Annotated in this window: 21 protein-coding genes and 2 tRNA genes; 9 read left to right on the top strand and 14 right to left on the bottom strand. The window is 42.7% G+C overall.

The window, feature by feature from the left end:
• Positions 1–3 precede the first annotated feature (3 nt).
• Entirely contained in the window at positions 4–1,959 is a 1,956-nt protein-coding gene (locus CJD36_RS18270; RefSeq protein WP_105040642.1) for an ATP-binding protein, read from the bottom strand.
• Positions 1,960–2,102: 143 nt separating this feature from the next.
• Here CJD36_RS18270 and CJD36_RS18275 point away from each other — a divergent pair, with 143 nt between their 5' ends.
• Positions 2,103–3,731 (top strand): T9SS type A sorting domain-containing protein, encoded by a 1,629-nt coding sequence (locus tag CJD36_RS18275; RefSeq protein ID WP_105040643.1) that lies wholly within the window; start codon positions 2,103–2,105, stop codon positions 3,729–3,731.
• A gap of 158 nt (positions 3,732–3,889) precedes the next feature.
• Positions 3,890–4,990: a transglutaminase domain-containing protein gene (locus tag CJD36_RS18280; RefSeq protein WP_161499371.1), complete on the top strand. Its 1,101-nt coding sequence runs from the start codon at positions 3,890–3,892 to the stop codon at positions 4,988–4,990.
• Between the two features lie 8 nt (positions 4,991–4,998).
• Here CJD36_RS18280 and CJD36_RS18285 read toward each other — a convergent pair whose 3' ends face one another.
• The 10 genes from CJD36_RS18285 to CJD36_RS18330 all read right to left on the bottom strand — a co-directional run bounded on the left by CJD36_RS18285 (position 4,999) and on the right by CJD36_RS18330 (position 13,533).
• Positions 4,999–5,511 carry a hypothetical protein gene (locus tag CJD36_RS18285; RefSeq protein ID WP_105040645.1) on the bottom strand — a complete coding sequence of 171 codons (513 nt, stop codon included), beginning with the start codon at positions 5,509–5,511 and terminating at the stop codon, positions 4,999–5,001.
• 427 nt (positions 5,512–5,938) lie between these two features.
• The gene (locus CJD36_RS18290; RefSeq protein ID WP_105040646.1) at positions 5,939–6,217 is read right to left on the bottom strand and encodes a GIY-YIG nuclease family protein; all 279 of its coding nucleotides are present in this window, start codon (positions 6,215–6,217) and stop codon (positions 5,939–5,941) included.
• A gap of 37 nt (positions 6,218–6,254) precedes the next feature.
• Positions 6,255–6,329: transfer RNA gene (locus tag CJD36_RS18295), tRNA-Val, on the bottom strand.
• A gap of 38 nt (positions 6,330–6,367) precedes the next feature.
• Positions 6,368–6,442 (bottom strand) — tRNA-Val (locus tag CJD36_RS18300).
• Positions 6,443–6,712: 270 nt separating this feature from the next.
• A complete protein-coding gene (rpsA, locus tag CJD36_RS18305; protein ID WP_105040679.1) occupies positions 6,713–8,701 on the bottom strand; it encodes a 30S ribosomal protein S1 in 1,989 nt (662 codons plus the stop codon).
• Between the two features lie 122 nt (positions 8,702–8,823).
• Positions 8,824–9,879 (bottom strand): hypothetical protein, encoded by a 1,056-nt coding sequence (locus CJD36_RS18310; RefSeq protein ID WP_105040647.1) that lies wholly within the window; start codon positions 9,877–9,879, stop codon positions 8,824–8,826.
• 89 nt (positions 9,880–9,968) lie between these two features.
• Entirely contained in the window at positions 9,969–10,826 is an 858-nt protein-coding gene (locus CJD36_RS18315) for an ATP-binding protein (RefSeq protein ID WP_105040648.1), read from the bottom strand.
• 102 nt (positions 10,827–10,928) lie between these two features.
• Positions 10,929–11,423, bottom strand: a complete 495-nt coding sequence (locus tag CJD36_RS18320) for an isoprenylcysteine carboxyl methyltransferase family protein (protein WP_105040649.1) — start codon at positions 11,421–11,423, stop codon at positions 10,929–10,931.
• A gap of 3 nt (positions 11,424–11,426) precedes the next feature.
• Positions 11,427–12,491, bottom strand: a complete 1,065-nt coding sequence (locus CJD36_RS18325) for a type III polyketide synthase (protein ID WP_105040650.1) — start codon at positions 12,489–12,491, stop codon at positions 11,427–11,429.
• A gap of 127 nt (positions 12,492–12,618) precedes the next feature.
• Positions 12,619–13,533: an energy transducer TonB gene (locus CJD36_RS18330; protein WP_161499372.1), complete on the bottom strand. Its 915-nt coding sequence runs from the start codon at positions 13,531–13,533 to the stop codon at positions 12,619–12,621.
• A gap of 92 nt (positions 13,534–13,625) precedes the next feature.
• Here CJD36_RS18330 and CJD36_RS18335 point away from each other — a divergent pair, with 92 nt between their 5' ends.
• The 5 genes from CJD36_RS18335 (at position 13,626) to CJD36_RS18355 (ending at position 17,644) form a co-directional block, all read left to right on the top strand.
• Complete coding sequence (locus tag CJD36_RS18335) at positions 13,626–14,849, top strand: ABC transporter permease (protein ID WP_105040652.1); 1,224 nt, start codon at positions 13,626–13,628, stop codon at positions 14,847–14,849.
• A 123-nt stretch (positions 14,850–14,972) separates the two neighbouring features.
• A complete protein-coding gene (locus CJD36_RS18340; RefSeq protein WP_105040653.1) occupies positions 14,973–15,911 on the top strand; it encodes a GNAT family N-acetyltransferase in 939 nt (312 codons plus the stop codon).
• 100 nt (positions 15,912–16,011) lie between these two features.
• On the top strand, positions 16,012–16,440 hold the full coding sequence (ybeY, locus tag CJD36_RS18345; RefSeq protein ID WP_105040654.1) for an rRNA maturation RNase YbeY: 429 nt from the start codon (positions 16,012–16,014) through the stop codon (positions 16,438–16,440).
• Between the two features lie 12 nt (positions 16,441–16,452).
• Positions 16,453–17,175: an RluA family pseudouridine synthase gene (locus CJD36_RS18350; protein ID WP_105040655.1), complete on the top strand. Its 723-nt coding sequence runs from the start codon at positions 16,453–16,455 to the stop codon at positions 17,173–17,175.
• A gap of 136 nt (positions 17,176–17,311) precedes the next feature.
• Positions 17,312–17,644: a dihydroneopterin aldolase gene (locus tag CJD36_RS18355; RefSeq protein WP_105040656.1), complete on the top strand. Its 333-nt coding sequence runs from the start codon at positions 17,312–17,314 to the stop codon at positions 17,642–17,644.
• A gap of 20 nt (positions 17,645–17,664) precedes the next feature.
• Here CJD36_RS18355 and CJD36_RS18360 read toward each other — a convergent pair whose 3' ends face one another.
• Together CJD36_RS18360 and namA are read right to left on the bottom strand one after the other, a co-directional pair.
• The gene (locus CJD36_RS18360) at positions 17,665–18,225 is read right to left on the bottom strand and encodes a hypothetical protein (RefSeq protein WP_105040657.1); all 561 of its coding nucleotides are present in this window, start codon (positions 18,223–18,225) and stop codon (positions 17,665–17,667) included.
• Between the two features lie 123 nt (positions 18,226–18,348).
• Entirely contained in the window at positions 18,349–19,419 is a 1,071-nt protein-coding gene (namA, locus tag CJD36_RS18365; RefSeq protein ID WP_105040680.1) for an NADPH dehydrogenase NamA, read from the bottom strand.
• Between the two features lie 225 nt (positions 19,420–19,644).
• On the opposite strand from namA, the gene CJD36_RS18370 reads away from it, so the two are divergent.
• Entirely contained in the window at positions 19,645–20,235 is a 591-nt protein-coding gene (locus CJD36_RS18370) for a nitroreductase family protein (RefSeq protein ID WP_105040658.1), read from the top strand.
• A gap of 74 nt (positions 20,236–20,309) precedes the next feature.
• On the opposite strand, the gene CJD36_RS18375 is transcribed toward CJD36_RS18370, so the two are convergent.
• Complete coding sequence (locus CJD36_RS18375) at positions 20,310–21,083, bottom strand: hypothetical protein (protein WP_105040659.1); 774 nt, start codon at positions 21,081–21,083, stop codon at positions 20,310–20,312.
• 179 nt (positions 21,084–21,262) lie between these two features.
• Here CJD36_RS18375 and CJD36_RS18380 point away from each other — a divergent pair, with 179 nt between their 5' ends.
• The gene (locus tag CJD36_RS18380) at positions 21,263–22,246 is read left to right on the top strand and encodes an NAD-dependent epimerase/dehydratase family protein (RefSeq protein WP_105040660.1); all 984 of its coding nucleotides are present in this window, start codon (positions 21,263–21,265) and stop codon (positions 22,244–22,246) included.
• Positions 22,247–22,325 lie beyond the last annotated feature (79 nt).

Raw genomic sequence — 22,325 nt, forward strand, 5'->3', positions numbered from 1 at the left:
TTATTATTCATTTCCCTGCGGGAGGTCAAATTCTATAAACACCGAAGTTCCCTTGCCATATTCTGACTGTATAATGATCCTCCCGTCGAGACTACTTACCCTTGTTTGCAAATTATACAAGCCAATGCCTGTTGTTACGTTGTCCTTATCAAAGCCCACGCCGTTATCCTCAACTGTTACCGACAGCACATTATCATTCAGCATTAGTTGTACCAATACCTCTGTGGCTTTTGCATGCTGCAAAATATTCTTTACCAGCTCCTGCACTATCCTGTATACGTTCAACTTAAAATTCTCTGAAAGGCTATCGAAAGCCCCGTAACTCTGGAAGTCCATTCTCAGCCCACCACCTTCCTGTATATTATCACAATACACTCTTAATGCCTCGGGCAAGCTTTGTTTTAACAATACTTCGGGCATAAGATTATGTGCAGTTTTTCTTATTTCATCGCCCATCTGCCCAAGTATGTCTATAGCTATACGATAATCGGGCGTTCCGCCTCCCTGCCCACCGTCATCCCCCATAGCGCTAAACCGCATCATTGCAGCACTTAGCATTCCACCTATGCCATCATGCAATTCACGGGCTATACGGGTGCGCTCATTATCTTCGCTATGTACAGCGGCCTTCAGCACCTCTATTTTATGCTCCTGCTCCAGCAGCCTTATTTGCTCAGACTGCAATTGTCGCCGCTGCATCGATATCCGGTAGAAACCTACCGACAGTAACAGTATAACCAAAACACCACTACAGGCAATTGCCATCCATATACGCTGATTGTTTATTTTGTTTTGCTGTAGTGCTATTTGCTTATCTTTTTCAGCCGTTTTAAAGTTGATATCGAGTTGGTTAATTTCTTTTGCCTTTTCAGCATTCATCAGGGTGTCCTTCAACGCAATGAGCGTGTCCATACAATCCAATGCCTTCTTGTATTCTTTGGTATCCTTATACAATTTAGCAAGAGTGAAGTAGCCCAGCTCCTGTTGATCTTTCCGGCTGGCCAGTGCATCCTCATTTAGCGTGGATAACAATAGTGCTTCAGCTTCAGGATATTTTTTCAGATTCCGGTATGCCTCTGCCAGGCTAAACTTGGCTGCTACAGCTATGTAAGCAAATTTATCTTTCGCTAATTCTATAGCCTTTATGCAATATGCTGCTGCTTTTTCATACTCCCCCTTCTGCACAAAAACATCGCCAAGGTTGGTGAGTGCAAGTGCCTGGAAGCGTGGTTTTTTATTGTTCTTTTTTACGTCCATGCTATCGGCAATATTTAACACCTGCATGTAGTAATAAACAGCACTGTCGGGCTTTTGCTGCAAGTAGTAGTTACCCTTGTTTATGAGTATACCTGCCAGCAGCGTATTGCCTATTTCCCGCGGCATGCGTATCTGCCTTGCCAGTTCCTCACCTTTATTCAGGTAATATAGCTTTTTATCGTTCTGTCCCATCCGCCCGTTGAGGCTGGCTATATTGCCATATATGGTAATAGCAGCCCTCCGGGCATTGCTATCCATATGATGTATCTCACCCAAGGCTTTGAAGTACGCAGCCGATGCCTCTGGGTAGTTGCCCTGCATTAATGCGATTACCCCAAACAGATTATGCGTAAAAGCCAGCTGACTTTCGTCACCTGCAAGTTGTGCATAGGGCAATGCGCGTGTAGCATAATCTGTAGCCTGCTCATACTTACCAATATCGCTGTATTTAGACCCTATAGCTACCAACGACTGCACCGCACCCAGGTAGTACTTTTTATCAATGCTCAGTTTTGCAGCTTCTTCAAGTCTCTTAATACTGCTATCGGGATTTTGCTGTTGTTGAGCAGCCCGAAGCAATGCTACTACCGCTGTGGTATCTGATTTTGTGACCGTACTGTTTTGCGCCAATACCGGTGAGCAAAGGCACAAAAAGAGAAGCACAAACGGCACATATTGCCTTGCAGTTAATAATACAGACATGATTCTACAGTTCAGCTGTAATATTACCTAAACAACAGCATTTTCATTAGGTATTTATACCTATTTACAGATAGGGTATTATTGCGCAATGCCACCGCAATACAGGTTCATAATTTTACAGTACACTTAAAATATACTGAATCATGAAAAAGACAACCTTATTGATAGCGGCGATTATCGCGCTTTCTTTTATTTCCTCCGATCTGTTTGCCCGCGACTGGAAATGGGGCGCGGCAAGCCAGTCGGAAGGCAGCTTTCTGAATGCAGGTCTGATAGTTGCAGACCACAAAGGCAACACTTATGCTACCGGTATTCTTGTACCCATTACTGTGCCGTGGGATATGATCCATTGCGATTTTGGGCCTTATAGTATATCGGGGGGCGGCATGGTAGTAACCAGCACAGACTCGATCGGCAATTTCAGGTGGGTGCTAAAATCAAGGCAGGGGCAGATACACGCCCTGGCAATTGATAGCGCAAGCAACATCTATATCTTCGGCCATTGCTCCGGCAATATTGTGATCGGTAATGACTCTATGGTGAGCAACCTTATTTCATCGAATGCCTTTTGCGCCAAGATAACATCTGCCGGCACAGTACGTTGGATCAAAAGAATCGCAGATACTGCATTTGCATTTTACGGTGGTGTAGACAAAGCAGGAAATGTATATGTAGGCGGGCAATACCGCTCACCAGCTGTTACCATAGGGAGCACTACCCTTACTAACAGTGGCCTGTATGGCACCTACGATATGTTCCTGGCCAAGCTGGATTCTAACGGTAACAACATCTGGGCAAAGAATATTGACGGAGACTCTACTGATAACATACTGGGCATGGCAGTTAGCGATTCAGGTAATATCTATATTGGCGGAGACTATAAGTCGCCCACCCTGCAATTAGATGCAGCAACCCTGGCATTACCTGCCGGTGAAACGCGGAGCCACCTCTTTATAGCCAAGTACAACACATCAGGCAACTCGGTATGGGCGAGAGACATACCAACACGTAGTGTAAAGTTCCTCAACTCAATGACCCTGGATAATTACGAGAATGTATACCTGACGGGAGGATATACGGGCAATATTATTTTTAATAATGATTCGCTGCCCGACAACAACTCGGCAATAGTGCATATGTACGTGGCCAGTTATAATATGAACGGTGCTACACGCTGGGCTACCAGTGTAGTGAACGATAAATATGTGCAGGCATGGGCAGTAACAACCGACTTGTCGGGTAATGTATGGGTAGGTGGTGCGTCTACATACCCGGCATGGGGCCACCCAATGTATATCTTCAGGTTCGACACTGCAGGTAATTTTACAGACAGTACGTTTATTAATGATGGTGGTAATGACAATAGTGGTCTGGCAGTAGACAACAATAACAACCTGTATATCTGCGCCGATTTTTTATCTTCTCCCTTCTATATAGCTCACGATACGCTTACTCTTGCACCCAATGCATATGGCGCTATGTTTATAGGCAGGTATAATTATGAGGCGTCGCAGGTATCGGTGGTTAATGTTGAATATCATACCGACAATACCAGGATATTCCCCAATCCGGCGGGTAGTGAACTGACAATAGAAACAAACACTGAAGTATACAGCGCATATACCATTACTAATGCAATTGGGCAAATGCTCGTAAGGCGGCAACTCAGTAATGCACACACCAATGTAGACGTAAGTGCATTGCCCCTGGGAGTATATTACCTCTCCCTCACGGGCAAAAGCAGCCGTGTACAGATATTCTCTAAGATGTAACCTATAACCATACATGGTTCAAAAAGTGCCCGCATTGATACTGTCGGGCACTTTTTTTCCTTATTACATTTTGGGTACCTGCTTAAAGCCCCAATCAGATGTTCTTCTTATTTTTACAATTAATGAAATGCATACGCGCTACATTACTATTAATTTTTATGCTGCATACTTCTTTTGCCCAACCGGTATTGCCAGACAGGGCTGCGGATAGCATTGCTTTAGCCATACCGGCAGCTTCTACTAAAACTATAACGGGCATAGCTAAATATATCAATGTTCACTTCGCTACAGATGAAGAAAAAGTGCGTGCCGCCTTTATATGGGTAGCCTCCACATTCAGCTACGATGTGCCTAATATGGTTAAGCAGGACATCAAACAAACACCCCAGAGTAAGATAAGCAAGGCACTAGCCACGCACAGTAGCGTTTGCGAACACTATGCACTGGTATTTAATGAGGTGTGCAACACCATGGGCATAACATCTTATGTTGTTACAGGCTGCACCCGCAAGAACGGATCAGCCAGCGTTCTTCCCCATGCCTGGTGCTGTGCAAAAGTGGATGGCAAGTGGCAGCTATATGACCCTACATGGGCATCGGGTTATGTACAAGACGGCAAGTTTGTACGGAAGATCAATGACGCATTTTATAAAGTAGATCCTTATAAAATGATAGCTACCCACATGCCTTTCGACCCGATGTGGGAGCTGCTGAAATACCCAATAACTAACCAGGATCTTTTAGACAGTATGGTTACTGAAGGTACATACAAAGTAATTTTCAACTTTGAAGATTCCATAGCAACCTGGCAACACCAGACCGAAGAGCAAAGACTATTGGCGCTTGCATGCAGAATGGAAAGTAGCGGGCTGACATCGTCTATGATCACCGACGAATACAATCGAACGAAGATGAATCTTGCGTACATCAACTCCCAGAAATACAACGCATCGGTAAATGAATTTAACAAGGCTGTGCAATTCCTCAATACGTTTATTACATACCGCAATCATCAGTTCATTCCTGCTAAACCCGACAATGCCATACTGGCTATGCTGGACTCTACAGAAAAGCAATTAACGCTGGCACTCGCAAAAATAGCTGATGTAAGAATGGAAGGCAATATTGACGCTAAAGTATTAGGCGACTATGAAAAACTGAGAACAGACTTTATAGCAAAGCTGGATGCTCAAAAGTCATTTCTTACACATTACATGGCACGTGATATTGCCAACAGGAAGTTGATGTTTGAGGAATAGTAAAAGAGTTATCTATACAGAATAAAAATATCCTCCTCGGCTGCAAGCTGGTAGATCACATCCTGAGCAGGCACATTGACAAGGGAATCATTAATGTAATAAGAGAACCCATTGATACATTTTACCCCGTCCATCACTTTATCATTAGCCATTTTTTCAGTTTTCGGATGCCTTGTAATATTACGGATCTTGAATTGTTTACCAGAAGGATAGAAGGTTATTATCCAGTCGCGCTCATCGAATACAGCACTCAGGTAAGGAGCGCCTATGCGAATAAGGCTTTGCTTAAATGTATCAGTACCTCCTGTATTCAGCACTAGAGAATCGAGAGTTGTAAAGTTTGTTCCGGACTTGTATGCGGAGAGTGTAAGCGCTGTGTACGCCATCTTTACAGAGGTGTCTCCTGTACCCAGCATAAGGTATACGTCTGGCCTGTTAATGCAATTTACCTTTTGCGTTTGGTTGCAACTGGTCAAAAGGACCAATGATAGAACAATTAAATATCCGGTAGTTTTGATCATAGGAATTGTTTGAGCGGGGTGGATGCAAATACTAAAGCTTACCCTATATTTTTATTGCCTTGAAAATGATGTTGTGAACAGAGATAATGAGGATAATGGCAATAATCAAAAATGAAGGGTGTTCCTTCATGATATCAAAATAACGAGATGCCAATGTGAGCAGCAAGAAACAAATAAGTACAGAAGACGTATAGATGATTTTGCTGCGTTGAGACATAGAGGCACTTTAGACTAAAGATAATATTAAACGTCCAGATCTCAGGCAGAATAAACTGGGCATTTCAGTAGACACCTTGACCAAACATTTACAACAATTCAAAGAAAATTCCATAAAATGAAAAAAGCCTTACACAATGTGTAAGGCTTTAGTGGAAGCACAACTTGCCCCGACCTTCTCGGGGCGGGTTCGAACCGCGGACCCTCCCGACTAATGGTCGGGATGCTCTGAACCAGCTGAGCTATGCTTAAATATTAATGATTCGATCATTTTCCTGCTCTTCCACGCTTTGATTTCCATTTCACGACGGTATGCATCAGTTTTGGAAGCATACTTTTCGGTGTATTTCAATAGCCATGGCACACCGCTCTTAGTAGCTGTACTTCGTCCCCCGTTATGTCGCATTAGTCTATCGTCCATATTTCCTGTGTGGCCGATGTAATACTTATCTGTCTTAAACGAATACAAAATGTAAACTGTAAATTCCATAAATGAAAAAAGCCTTACACAATGTGTAAGGCTTTAGTGGAAGCACACGGGTTCGAACCGCGGACCCTCTGCTTGTAAGGCAGATGCTCTGAACCAGCTGAGCTATGCTTCCGAAAATTAAAAAGAACTAAACCCATAAAGGGTAATGAGTGGAAGCACACGGGTTCGAACCGCGGACCCTCTGCTTGTAAGGCAGATGCTCTGAACCAGCTGAGCTATGCTTCCGTTTTATTGTTTTGGTCTTTAGAACCGCTGACGCTCCCGACTGTAGTCGGGATGCTCTGAACCAGCTGAGCTATGCTTCCATTTTCTTAAGAACTACCCCTTATTGTTTCTAAGGGAGTGCAAAGATAAGTGGTGATTTCAATAACACAAAATCTTTTTGAACTATTTTTTATTACTATATTTTACCATTGTGCATATACAAATCAAAAAAGCCACCTGTTTTGCAACAGGTGGCTTTCTCTATTAGTTAACTGATCTAAATGCTATTGCTTATTCAGCAGCTGCATCATCTTCAGCTTTCTTCAACTTGTCTTTGATAGCACCAAGAGCACCAAGATCGCCAAGTGTTGGTTTTTCAACCTTGCTCTGCAAATTCTTTACTGCTTTCTTAGTCTTCTCGTTTTCGCTCGCGTTTTCTTTACGTACAGCATCTTTCTCTTCGTTCTTAGATTGCTCCCAAACCTTAGAGTGTGATACAAGGATACGCTTGTCGTTACGATCGAATTCGATGATCATGAAAGGCAAAGTTTCTTCTGCCTCCACATTGCTACCATCTTCCTTGCGCAGGTGACGTGCAGGAGCGTAAGCCTCAAGGCCATACTGCAACTGAACTGTAGCACCCTTTTCGTCCTTACGGGTTACGCTACCTTCGTGTACAGATCCGATAGGGAATACTGTTTCGAAGGTATTCCAAGGATCTTCTTCAAGCTGCTTGTGGCCAAGGCTAAGCTTGCGGTTTTCCTTATCTATACCCAGGATGATAACGTCTATGTTCTCACCTGTCTTAACGAACTCACTTGGGTGATTGTAACGCTTGATCCAGCTAAGGTCGCTGATGTGTATCATACCACCTATACCTGTTTCCAGCTCTACGAACACGCCATAAGGAGTGATGTTCTTAACAACACCCGGGTGACGGCTGTCGATAGGGAACTTGTTCTCGATAGTCTCCCATGGATCAGCAGACAACTGCTTGATAGAAAGACTCATCTTGCGCTCATCCTTGTCAAGTGTTACAACTACTGCTTCATGCTCTTCGCCCAACTTGAAGAACTCCTTCGCGTTGATAGGCTGTGAAGACCATGTGATCTCAGATACGTGTACCAAACCTTCTACACCTGGCATGATCTCAAGGAACGCGCCATAGTCTTCAATGTTTACTACCTTACCCTTAACGTGAGCATTTTCTACAATGTTCTCAGGCAAGTTATCCCAAGGATGAGGAGTCAATTGTTTCAGACCAAGGCTGATACGCTTCTTCTCATCATCGAAATCAAGAACTACCACATTCAGCTTCTGGCTGTTATGCAGCACTTCGCTCGGGTGCGTTACGCGGCCCCAGCTGATATCTGTGATATACAACAGACCATCTACACCACCAAGGTCGATGAACGCACCGAAATCGGTAACATTCTTCACAGTACCTTCCAGTACCTGACCCTTTTCTAGCTGGCCGATGATCACGCTGCGCTGCTGCTCAATATCGCTCTCAATGAGTGCTTTATGAGAAACCACCGCGTTGCGGATTGTTTCATTGATTTTAACAACCTTGAAGTCCATTGTCTTACCAACATACTGATCGTAATCAGTAACCGGCTTAACGTCGATCTGTGAACCTGGCAAGAATGTTTCCAAACCATGAACATCTACGATCAAACCACCCTTAGTCTTAGAGGTAATAGTACCTGTAACCACTTCGCCTGTCTTGTAGAAGTCAACGATCTGCTGCCATGAACGTGCTGCGCGAGCCAGCTTACGGCTCAAATGCAGGTGACCTTCACGGTCTTCTTTTTCTACCACCATTACTTCTACGATATCACCTATCTTAACGCCAGGTGTGTCGCGGAATTCATTAAGTGATATAAGGCCATCTGATTTAAAGCCAATGTTAATGATAACATCAGTTTTTGTCAGGCCTTCTACTGTACCATTCATCAGTTCGTTCTCTGTGATGGCTTTAAACGTGCTGTCATAAACCATTTCAAACTTTTCACGGTCGTTCTTGGCATATGATGCTACATTGCGCTTGTCTACGCTCCAGTCGAAATCATCATGAGAAGTTGTTGATGCTTCTTCATAATAACGGCGAGGCGCGCGTACATGTGCTTGTTCTGCTGCAGGAGCTTCTTCTGTAGCTACTTCTACTTCAGTTGTTGCTTCTACTGCTGGTGTTTCTGCTGTTACCGGAGCTTCTTGAGCTGCAGTATCAGTTGTTTGTACGGACTCAACGCTTTCTGGCGTAGTTCCGGCGGTTTCCAAATTAATGTTTTGCTCTTCCAAAATAAATTTTCCCTTTTGTTTTTTTAAAGGACGGCAAAGATAAGGAAATTTATCAAATAATATGAAAATTGGGTAATGTGAAAATCAGGAACACTTGAAGGTTAATTTTCGAAAAAAGTTTTTACGTCTGAAAGATAATCTGTCAATTCATTAGGCAATGCCGTTAAGTCAGATTCTCGCAGCAATTTGTCGACGTTAAAATTGCTTTTTAATTTCTTTATATCTTTTCCGGGATAGAGTCTAACCATATCTTTCTCTGCGGTTTGTTTCATCTCGACTGCTTTTTTAGGCTTAAATTCATCTTTTTGCTTATCTACAGTATAATTTGTAATACCCTTATAATTTGGAATATCCTTAGTGCATAATTTCATTGCAACAATAAGATTTGCATCAACTGTCGCCCTGAATTTTTCTACTAAAACTGAGTAGTTTTCAAATTTTTTTAGAAGTTCATTATCGAAGAATGTATCCATTAACACGGCAAAATTTTCAATTTCATTTACCGGTAGAAATTTCACTTTGTATTTTTTGAATTGCTTAAACTTATTTGATTTTATATGTTCAATAATATCAATTTGATTTTGCATAAATCCATCTCTATCCAACTCTCTGTAGATAATCGGGGAATATCCGTTCTTTTCTTTCATTTTATGCAAGAGTACTTTTTCTACGTCATCAATAGTGCAGCCATATGAAGAAAAAACCGTTACATCTTTGATTTCGAATTTTTCTAATAATTCTCTCCACAATTCAATTCCTTTCTCATCTTCACATATGAATATTTTATCGGGATATAAGGTGTCCAATTTCTTTTCTGTAGCATCCAAAATAGTAAGAGTCTTATCGTGCTCCGTTTTTTGAAATATTAGCTCATCTTTAAGAAAAGATAGCTGTTGCTCGGAAATATGTCTTGCCCCTATAATTTTATTGAATTGCGTGCCTAATAGCTTAGAAATATTTTGAAGGTTGATCCCCCAAATATCTCGTTCCAATTCTGCACGCTGCACAGTGTTATCGCTGCTCTCTAACTTTGCAAATAGTCCCTCATAATAATCCCCTAATGAATATACTTTTGAGAGATAACGGTTCTTGTTATTTTTCTTATCGATTTCGTAGCTTACTCTATATATTCTATTTCTATCGTCATTTTCATTCATCGCAAACGCAGGTGAATGGGTTGTAAGAAAAATCTGAGCTACTTTACTGAATTCATCTTTATATGTCTTATAAATCTCAAACTGTCGTTTTAATTCAAATGCGATTTCCGGTTCTTAATAACCCCATATGTACAAGTGCTTCTTATCCTTTTTAGCAATGTACCATAACAGGAAAGAAAAAAATGCATTTGAATACCGTCGCCTCTGCTATTCAATGCCACAGATTGCGTTTCGAGGTTCTTACTCTTTCTCTTTGTGATTTTTATCTTTTCACTTGTATCAAAAGAAAGAGATTCCAGTAAGGTTGTAAAATTTACTGTTGGCTCGACCTCAATCCCCATAACATCTAGGACATATTGATTAAGTTCCTTCAGTTCATCTTTTATTCCTATCGAAACAGCATTCAAAGCATCTTTTAATGAAGAGTTTTTTCCTCTACCGTCACTTGAATCTGCGACAGATTGAATTTTTCGCTGAACTGCTTCGCGAAAATTAAGATCTCTTATAGCGGGTATGTATATGTACTGGATTTTTTCACTTACAATAGCATTTGCCCGCTTGATTCCGGTAGTGCTAATTTCTTTCCCAAGTAAATCACTAAAATTAAAGTCTGAGCCGCCGTTTGTATAAAAAACTCTTTCAGCTATAAACCCGTCGTTGATACCACCTTTATCATAAAAATTGCCTTTGGAAAAGAACAACTTAATTGATATATTTCTTTCACCTCTTTCATTATTGTCTCTATACCATTTGTTGAAGTCTCTCTCACTATTATATTTAACATTAAAGTCTGTTTCGCTGTTAAAAAAAAGATTTAAAGCCTTTAATATGTTGGACTTCCCGCTGTCATTTCCCCCAGAAAATATATTTAAGTCTGAGCAATCTATAGTTTCATTTGTACCAAAAGACCTGAATTTAGTTATAATGACCCTATTAATGTATTTCATAAATGCATTGGTTTTTTTAGGACTTTTACTATATGCATGTAAAGAAATACAAAAACAAGTTATTTGTATAATTTATAGAGAATTATTATCAAATTTATCTCCTCACCCCTTCAACGCCCTATTCTCCACCCTTATCCTTACAAACAGCATAGCTGCATTCAGCAGGGAGAAGATCATAGCCGTAAAAGACAAGTGAAATACCAATGGGATTACGGCTATCTCGGCTACGACAATTATATAGTTGGGATGCTTTACATATTTATATGGCCCTTTGCTCACCAGCTGCACATTGGGTATGCGCAGTATTTTGGTATTCCAGTATTTGCCCAGTGAGGCTATGACCCATATTTTCAGACAGATGAGCCCAAGGAAAACAAAAAGAAAAGTAGGATTGAACAAGTAAGTGACCGGAGACAAATAGTACTCTGCGATCATAGATATAAGGAATGCGGTATGTAGCGCCACTATCAGCGGGTAATGCTCTTTACCATATTCCACCGCCCCCTGTGCGCGCGCCCATTTTTCATTGCTGCGCGCAACCACCAGCTCCAGCAGTCGCTGAAAAACTACAAATGATATGAATAGTAAGAAAGACATAGACTAGCTGTTGCTCATATTTAATAATACCATCTCGCTGCTAAAACCCGGCCCCAGGGACACCATAAGGCCCGGCCCGTCTTCAAATCCATCTTTAAAGAACTTGTCCATTACATATAACACGGTTGCGCTCGACATATTGCCATTCTCATTCATCACCTGCCGGGTATTAGCCAGGAAGTCTCCCTCCACAGGTAGCGTTTCGGCATAGGCCGTAAGTATCTTCTTCCCACCCGGGTGGAAAATAAAGTTCTTAATGTCGCCGATCATCACTTCGTGTTTCGATAAGAAATGCACCACATCGCGGTAAATATTATCTCTGATGATCGTAGGGATGTCTTCTGAAAACAACACCTTAAAACCTTCATCCATAAATTCCCAACCCATCACTTCCAGCGAATCGTAGTACAGTTTGCTCTGCGATGCCACGAAAGATATGTTCTTTTTAGCGGGAGGTTCATGGCCATCTCCTTTTACAATGCACGCTACTACTCCATCGGCAAACAGGCTGGATGCCACAAAATTGCTCTTGCTGAAATCGTTTCGTAAAAAGGTGAGCGAGCATAGCTCTACACACACCAACAGCACGACCGCCGCTGGATTGGCTTTGGCTATCAAATTGGCTCTGGCATAGCCTGACACACCACCACCACATCCCAGTCCGAAAACAGGTATACGGTTGGCATATTGGTTCAACCGCATTTTATTAATGATCAGGGCATCAAGGCTGGGCGTAGCCAGGCCGGTAGTAGAAACGAAGATGATATCGGTAATATCTTCCCCTTTTAGCCGCGCATCTGCCAGACAATGTTCTATTGCTATCACCGAGTATTCCAGCGATGTGCGTACATATTCGTAGTTATTTTCCTTAAAATCTTTCAAGGTAGCATAGTAATCAAGCGGCCTACAGAAATTGCGCGTCTTGATCTCGGTATTATCAAATATGCTAATTAGGCGGCCTACCGCCGGAAATGATGGTTCAAACAGCTGACGGGCATATTTCTTTACTTCATCCTGGTCTATCTTTGAAGGAAAATCTATCGTTGCAATGGCGGCTAATGAAGGCATATTGTTGAAAGGTAAGAAGTAAAATTTATTTGTTTTGTTATATATAAGCAAGAACGCAATAAAAATCGTTCCGCCACCATCATATACGGCAAATCAAATAAAAAAGATGTTGGAAAACAGCAAACAACTATTGCAACTTAAACATCAATGGCTGGGTATACAAGACCTTTACAACTTTGCCATTTTGCATGCCGGGTTTGAATTTGGGCAGCAGCGTAATCACCCTCATCGCTTCCTCGTCTATCTCAGGGCACACTGTATTCACGGGCTTTATGCCTGCAAGGCTGCCATCTTCCATCACTACAAATGAAATTAACGATCTGCCATGCTTATTTGCACTTCTCGCAGATTCAGGGTAGATCACATTTTGAGATAAAAATCTCATAATACTGGAGGGAGGGACCGGCAGCTCTTCAACGATCGAATCACCAGATGGCTTTATTACAGTGTCGCACGGAATAACGGTCCCTTTTTCGTCCATACATTGGGTGGTCGTCATTTTGCCGTCAGACATGAACATCTTTTTTATACTACCACTGGGGTAATATTCAAAACTCATGTTCTTCTTTTCCCCGTCCAATCTACCCTTATAAGTAGCATAAATCACACGCCCTGTTTCTATTTCAATCGATTTTGAAGAGTCTAATTCCCCTTCATTATAATAGTTCTCCTCTACTTTTTTAGTATCTCCGGGCAAGTACATCAGCCACTTGCCTTCACTTACTCCATTTTCATACACACCCTCTTTTATTTTCTGCCCATCTGCGCTGTAATACACAAATTTTCCGTTACGCTGATTTTCATACACCTTTCTGCTCGTCCACTTTATGGTCGACACATGCCCTGTCATCAGTAGTTTGCCGCCAACAGTAAGTGCTGTGACATTATACCCTTTTGAGTCTTTTGTAAATGAGCGCAGGTAAGCAGCTTCGTTTTGCTCGCATGACAACCACTTATTATTGTAATAAAGTGTGTTCCCCTCTCCACCCAAGGCTGAAAAAGAAACCAGCATGCAAACCGCGACCAGGAAAGAATAGTTCATAAACAGCAATAATAGGAAGTAAAAATAACCAAAATTCAAGCGCAACCTCGTACTCATTGCCTAACGACAAAATCACTTACTTTTACGCCACTTTGAATTTATCATTTTTCATAGCGCGCCGGTATCTTGTTCGGCAAACGGGCACCTTCTCCTTTATTATAAGGCTGGCGGTGGTGGCTACTGCACTTAGTGTGGCGGTAATGATACTTTCACTGGCTGTCTCTACCGGCTTTGGAGATGCGGTAAGGGATAAGCTATATAGCTTTTCGGGCAATGTTCATGTCACCTACTTCGACCCCTTAAAATCAAATGCACTCACCACTCCACCAATTTACTACGACAAAAAGCTGGTTGCTGAGATAAAAAAAATACCCCACGTAGCCACTGTAACCCCATTTGCTCAGCGGCCGGTGATATTGCAGAGCCATGGTAAAATGGAAGGCATACGGCTGAAGGGGGTGGATAAAAACTATCACTTTTCTAAAAGTGTGCGCCTTTCCGGCCAGGGCATAGACTACTCCGACACGCTTTATTCCCGCCAGATAATGATATCTGAGCGCACCGCCAACCTGCTCGACGTAAAGGCAGCAGATACCATAATGCTGGAATTTTTTGAAGCAGGCTCTACTCCCCGGCTGCGAAAAGTAAGGATAAGTGGCATGTTCCACAGTGGTATGGAAGATGTGGACAAATACTATGGTGTGTGCGACATAAGGCTGCTGCAGCATATGAACAACTGGACTGCCGATAGTATCAATGCCTACCAGATAGATCTGGATAATGCGGCCTATGCAGACACCGTATCCAGCTTTATCCACTACAACCTGGTCAATGCACCCGTGGATGCGTTTACTACCGAAGAATCTAATGCAGGCCTGTTCGACTGGCTGAAATTTCAGTCATTGAACAGTATCATACTCCTTATTATAATGGGGCTTGTAGCGTTCATCAACGTTTCGGGAGTAATACTGGTGCTGATGATAGACAGGGCTGCCATGGTGGGCTTATTAAAAACGTTGGGTATGCCATTCGGTAGTATAGGCCGTGTTTTTATTAACGTGGGCACAATTATCAGTGCCATTGGCATACTTGCCGGCAACATTTTAGCGTTAGCTGTTTGCTGGCTGCAAAAGACCTACAGCATATTTAAGCTTGATGAGGCAACATACTTTATGAAGTATGTGCCCGTAAAAGTAATTTGGTGGCATGTGGCACTGACAGATATTGTTACCCTCATAGTATTTGTGATATATCTTTGGCTACCGGCTTTGTATATCCGCAGGATACAACCGGCAAAAGTGCTGCAGTTTAAGTAGTAGATAGTAGTTAGTAATTAATACATAGTAAATAGTTCCGATTTAGAGAGCAGGGCGTATTGAACTTACTTCGGAACAGGGATTTGTTTTTAGTTTTAAATTTTTAGTTTTCAGTTTTCAGTTTTGAACAAGGCATTATATAAGACCATTTGTGAGCAACACCCCGAAATACCAGTATTCTCGCAGTACTGGTGGTTGGATGTGTCATGCACAGAATGGGATGCCGCGATCGTAACAAAAGGCAGCCATACACAGGGAGTATGGGCTTACCCCATAGAAAACAAACCCGGTGTAAGCCTTATCCGTAATCCGCAACTCACACCTTACCTTGGCCCCAAAGTATTCTTCCCAAAAGACATAAAGGCAGCTAATATTGACGGATATGAATACGAAACTATTGCCGAATTACTGAAACAGGTAAAAGATGCGCAGGTATGGGGCCTGGCTATACAACCAGAACTAAAGCAGGCAGGCCTGTTTAAGAATAGTGGTCTGCAACAAAGTGTACAGCAAACATTCCTTATAGATGTCACTGCCGACGAAGCAACACTGCGTGCCAATATGAAGGAGAATCTGCGGAAGAATATTCGCCAGGCGGAAGGGGAAATGACCATTACCAATTCACCGGAGCACTTGAAAGACCTTTATGGCTATTACCAGCATATGCTCACCAGGAAAAGTAAATCTGCTCACTTCAGCCTGGCATATATGCAGCGCCTGTTGGATGCCTGTATTGAGCATGACGCAGGTGCACTATGGGTTGCCAAAACAGACGATAAGATACATGGCATAGTATGGCAGGTGTGGGATAGCGAGTGCAGCTATGCACTGAGCCTGGGGCAAAACCCGGAATCGGACAACTACAAAGCAATGTCGCTCCTACTCTGGCATGGCATAAAGGAAGCCAAACGAAGAGGGCAAAAGACTTTCGATATGGAAGGCAGCATGGACCCCGGCGTAGAACGCTTTTATCGCAGTTTCGGCGGCAAAAGAGCACTATACCTGATATTATCTAAAAACACATCCCGCATCTGGAAACTGAAACAGATGTTAAGAGGATAGGTAATAATAAAACCAAAGTCAAGATCCTCAAAGTGGGTATGTATTGGTCATAACTACCTATTAACTCAAAAATCACGACCTTTGCCGAAATTTTTAATAAATGCCGGCAACTTTCCAGGACAATGAAGTAACATCAGGATTAAAGGATAAGCGTAAGCTTTCTGCCTACCTTGACACGCTCGTAGATACCCACCTGGAAGGCATTAAGAAAGTAAAGCTCAATTACATCTGCTGCAACGATGAATACCTGCTGACCATTAACAAGCAGTTCCTTAACCACGACACGCTTACAGATATCATCACTTTCGATCTAAGTGAAACTGATGCAGAACTGGTTGGTGAGATATACATAAGTGTAGACCGAGTAAAGGAAAATGCAGCCAAATTTGGAGTAAGTTATCTCAATGAACTGCACAGGGTAATATTTCATGGTGCGCTCCATTTGTGCGGTTATACCGACAAAACAGCAGCCGACAAACAAGAAATGCGCAGGCAGGAAGACATTTGCCTCGCCGCATATTTATCATAAAGAAACTGAATAATGAAACTAGAAATACTCTACGAAGACGACGACCTCATAATTGTAAATAAACCATCAGGACTATTGGTGATTCCAGATCGTTTTGATGCTACACTACCTAGTCTCAACAAAATGCTGGAAGCCAAATATGATCAACGCATATGGGTAGCGCATCGGTTAGATAAAGACACAAGTGGCGTTATTTGTTTTGCTAAAAACGAAGCCGCACACAAGTACCTCTCTACCATATTTATGGAACGAGAGGTAAGTAAATTTTATGCAGGCCTGGTTACCGGCATAGTAGTGCCCGAAGAAGGACGTATAGAGAACCTCATTGCCGAGCACCCCGCGGTGTATGGTAAAATGATAGTATCGAGAAAAGAAGGCAAAATGTCTGTTACCGATTATCGCGTTTCTGAACAATGGCCGTTATATGCCCTCATGCAGTTTCAGATCCATACCGGCCGTACCCACCAGATAAGAGTACACATGCAGTACCTCGGTCACCCGCTGGTATGCGATGAATTGTATGGCGATGGCAAACCATTTTATGTATCTACCATCAAGCGTCGTTACAACATGGCCAAGCATGAGGAAGAAGAAAGACCTTTGCTGAACCGCGTAGCGCTGCACGCCTACAGGCTTGAATTTGAAACCGTGGCCGGCAAACTGATTACAGCCGATGCACCATTACCAAAAGATATGGCAGCAACAGTAAATCAATTGAATAAGTGGTGTAAGTGAGTCGTAGGTGGTAAGTCATAAGTCGTAAGTTTCCGAAGGAAACAATTGTGACTTACCACTTGCAACTAATTAAACCTGCACCATTACAAAGCAATTATCAGACGGACTTATTACTTACGACTTACAAATCACGACTATGTTAACCGTTTCCCTCGATTCTATAAAACTTCTTGCCCCACACGGACTCTATCCGCAGGAGCACATATTGGGCAATTCATTTGAGGTGGATGTAGACGTGAACCTGCCTGATGCCCAGCCATGGCCCTTTGCCGACTATACCTTGATACAACAGACCGTAACTAAGATATTCAATAAAGAAGGGCAGTTGCTGGAATCATTTGTATACAATATTCACAGTGCTTTAAAGGAACTTTTCCCCGTGTCTATTACAGTAAGAGTTGCCGTAAGAAAACTGAATCCTCCTATGCCGGGCGTTGTTGGCTATGCGCAGGTGTGTTATGAAAAATAGACCCAACAACTGGATTTGATCTATTCCGTGGCATAAATCTCCTCTAGGAGTTGTACTACTTGTTGCGTGGTCATTTTCCAGGTATTTATGGTAAGGGTTTTAAATGCAGGTTCATTGCAAGCACACTTCGACGCCGCGCATAATTGAACTATATTCACAGAATCGCTGTAAGCACGCCATATGGTGTAGCCATGGGTGTTATCTGTCTTTATTAATTCTGTTTTCTGGTGCAGGCTTTCCTTCATGTATTTTGTCTCCCATTCACAATAAGCATTCGAGAATGTAGCCCCACTCATCCCCTCCTTATAAAATTCCAGTTTTCGCGCTGAGCCTATCGCTACACCCAACCGCAGGGAATCGGCCCTTCTGAAATATTGCTGTCTGCTCGGATGGTTGTACGCACCTTCCCTCCACTTACCCTTCATTGTCACACTACCGTAGGGAAAGACCATGTAGGTGGTCTTATCCGACTTTTTATCGTAGTTGACACTGGTCATTGTAATAGTAGACTTCTTGCGTGCTGTACCACACGAGATAAGAGCAATAAACAATACCAAAAAAATACGCGGAAAAGAATTCATAGCCTAAAAATTTCGACCAAAGTACTACAGTCAACAATAGAAAAAGGGTATGTGTTTCGCCGGCAATTAAATTTTGATCTATGTCAAAACGAGGATTATATCAACCATTGTCAAATTGTCAAATTACTTCTTCCTCTTCGCTCTTTCATACTGCGGTGGCCATGGCATATCCTCATACTCCAACTCACGTGCTGCACGAAGTGGGAAGTAAGGATCGCGCAATAGTTCACGCGCCATAAAAATAAGGTCGGCCTGTTCATTTTGTAAGATTTCCTCGGCCTGTTCCGGAGTGGTAATAATACCCACGGCACCTGTCATTATACCTGCTTTGCGCACTGCCTCTGCAAAAGGCACCTGGTAGTTGGGCTTAGCGGCTATTTTAGCATAAGACACTACCCCACCCGATGAACAATCCATTACATCAACACCTTGTTCTTTTAAGATCAGCGCCAGCTTCACAGAGTCGTCAACAGTCCACCCGCCATCAACCCAGTCGCTTGCTGATATGCGGAGAAATAACGGCAATGTATCCGGCCATTCCGACTTAACTGCATCTATTACTTCCATTAAAAATCTGCACCTGTTTTCAAAAGAACCACCATATTCATCAGTACGATCATTAGACAATGGCGACATAAACTCATTGACAAGATAACCATGTGCACCATGTATCTCTATTACTTTAAATCCCGCTTTCAGTGCCCGCTTAGCTGCATCTTTAAACGCAGTTACTATTCGCTGTATGCCTTCGATGGTTAACGCCACCGGATGAGAATAGTCATCAGCAAAAGGAACAGCACTTGGCGCCACCGTCTGCCAGCCGCCATCTGCTTCCGCGATCAGTTTATTCCCCATCCATGGCGATGTCATACTCGATTTTCTGCCTGCATGTGCCAGTTGTATGCCCGGCACAGCGCCTTGTTGCTCTATGAACTGAGTGATGCGTTTAAACCCATCTATATGTTCATCTTTCCAAAGACCCAGATCCTGCGGAGATATTCGTCCCTCATGTGTCACAGCAGTTGCTTCCGTAAACACCAACCCTGCGCCACCTACAGCCCGGCTACCCAGGTGCACCAGGTGCCAGTCGTTAGTAAAGCCATCTACAGCAGAATACTGGCACATAGGTGACACCACAATACGGTTCTTTAATGTGATACTTCTTATTACGAGCGGAGAAAATAACTTGGTCATGGTAAAAATAGTATGCGGCTTTCTTTCGCACATTGAAGGTAAGCAATTACCATCTTTCCTATTTTTCAAATTAACAACCTTGCATATCTTATCCCATATCAATTGTCGAATTGCCAAATTATCGAATTGCCAAATTAGCTCATTCCATAACATTCCTTCCACATTCTATCATATTACCCATTGAGTCATTGAGCAATTAAGCCATTGAGCCATTACCTTTGCTCCATGACAAACAACAAATTTGCAGCAGTTGCAGATGTAATAAGGAACAGGCGTTCCGTTGGTGGCGCCAAGATGAACGGACAGAAAATTGCTGATGAAACGGTGATGGAATTATTGGAATTAGCTCATTGGGCACCTACCCATGGCCGCACAGAACCATGGCAGTTCTTTGTGTATACAGGCGAGGCTTTATTACAATTCGGGCTGGATCACGGTAATCTTTACTGGAATAATACACCAGAAGAAACCCGCATGCAGTCTATTAAAGAGAAGTTGGAGAACAATATTAAAAAAGTGTCTCACATGGTAGTATCTGTAATGAAGAGAGGCACTAATGAAAAGATACCGCATATAGAAGAAGTTGCCGCAGCATCGGCCGCTATACAGAATATCCTTTTAGGTGCTTCGGCACAAGGCATTGCGTCGTTCTGGAGCACCGGTGGTATGACTTTGAAGCCCGCCATGAAAGAACATCTTGGCCTGGGTAGTGAAGACGTAGTGCTGGGACTTATCTTCCTCGGCTATACCGACGAACCGACAAAACCCGGCGTCCGCAATAGCACTCCGGCAGATAAGGTTAAATGGATGAACTAAGACCGATTTCCCTCAGATTTGACAACTTTTCAAAAGGTTGTCAAATCTTCCACCACAATAGCATTAGTATACCGCTAATCCTTATCATCTTCCTCACCTTCCTCTTTGTCTTTATCTTTCGGTGTCTTGCCATCTTCCTCCGTTGGCGGAGCTTTTTTAGCATTAGGATTACCGCTCGATGTAGGCCTTTCAGCCGGTGCCGGCTTTTGTACTACCGGAGTTCTGGCTTGTGGTTTGGGAGCTGGCTCTGGCTCTCTGGCGGCGGGTGCTGGCTGCGTTTCCTGGTCCGAGTCTGCTTTTTTCTTATATAGTTGCGTGGGGCGCTGATAGGCGGGCTTTGGAGCCATCGGTGGCGGTGCTATATCAATTCCGTTCTTTGCTGCAAATGCCCTTCTTTCCCTGTTCAATCTGGTTAACAGTTCCCGCTCAGGAATACCCTCCTGTGTCAACCTGTCTTTGCAGGCACTTACCTCTGCCTCACTCGACCCGGAGCTTAAACTCTCAAAAGGAACAAATCCTTTTTTTACATAGATCTTTTCAAATTCAAACAAAGCTGAGGCTGCTGCACATAAACTATCGCCTCCTTCCACTCCGCTTGGCTTCTTGTATGATTTTGCCTGCTTGTCTGCATATTCTTCAAGATACTTACGGAATGGCACCAGTGACTTGTACCGCTTGTCTCCATCCGATTGGTCCTGAAATTCATGTTTCCACATCACTGCCAGGAGATACAATGTGTCTGTAGACCCGGTTATGCGGTCATTCAATTCTTCTGCAGTTTGTGCAAAAGACAAGTGCGGAAACATAAAGAGGAGTACTAACCCCAATGCATATAATGATCTCCTCATAACCCTTATTATAAAACAAAGCTAAGTATTCATAGGTCAATTAGGCAAAAGAGAGGCTACAATTTAAAAACATGCGTTTACTGTCACCAGGTTTACCCGATCATATATCATATCTATACCCGTAAATACAAATACAATCTTTCTTAACCCACGGTTTTAGTTACTTTTGGCATCTTATTATGATACTAGTCACCGGGGCAAGCGGTTTTCTTGGAAAACACTTAGTGCGCAGATTATCAGCGCAGGGTGAGCCCGTACGTGCGCTTTATCATAATAATCCCCCCTCTGAAACTGACAAAGCACTGCCCAATATACAATGGCAAAAAGCCGATCTACTCGATGTATTTGATGTAGAAGAAGTAATGCAGGGTGTTACGCACATATATCATTGCGCGGCTATTGTTTCTTTTCAGCCATCCGGCCATCAACAAATGCTGCATTTCAATCCCGAGAGTACTGCTAACATCGTCAATCAGGCTATTGAACAGGGCATAACTAAAATGGTGTATGTAAGTTCGGTAGCGGCTTTGGGCCGGTCGGGCGCCATTCAGAAAGAAATAACCGAGGATGAAGAATGGGGTGAGAGTGGCTACAATTCTGCATACGGCATCAGTAAGTACATGGCCGAAACAGAAGTATGGCGGGGCATAGGCGAGGGACTTAATGCAGTAATAGTCAACCCTGGTATTATTCTGGGTGAAGGTGATTTTAACGAAGGATCTGCCGAATTGATGAAGGTAGCTTTCAGCGAATTCCCTTTCTATACAAAAGGAGTAAATGGCTGGGTGGATGTGCAGGACGTGGCAACACTGTTATGCGAACTCATGCGCTCTGAACATGAAGCTGAACGGTACATAATTAGCGCAGGCAATTATTCTTACTACAAGATATTTACACTCATGGCCGGGGCACTTGGCAAAAAGCCACCGCATATTCATGCTAATTCATTTATTACCAGTTTAATATGGCGCTGGGGTAAGTTGCAAAGCATGTTTGGCAAACGTCCGCTTATTACTAAAGAAACCGCATCCAATGCGCACTCTACCTCTCTTTACAACAATAAAAAGCTGCTCTCCGCGCTCCCTTCATTTACTTACACATCTATAGAAGAAACCATACAAAGGATGGCCAAATCTTTCTTAAATGTGCATAACATAAAATAAATATTTTTTCGTTTTTATAAAAAACAGTCGTAAACTTGCAAAACGGAAACAGCAATTTGTTCCATCCTTTTGTCCGGTT

It is taken from the genome of Flavipsychrobacter stenotrophus, from assembly GCF_002954265.1.
GTDB classification, from domain to species: Bacteria; Bacteroidota; Bacteroidia; order Chitinophagales; family Chitinophagaceae; genus Flavipsychrobacter; species Flavipsychrobacter stenotrophus.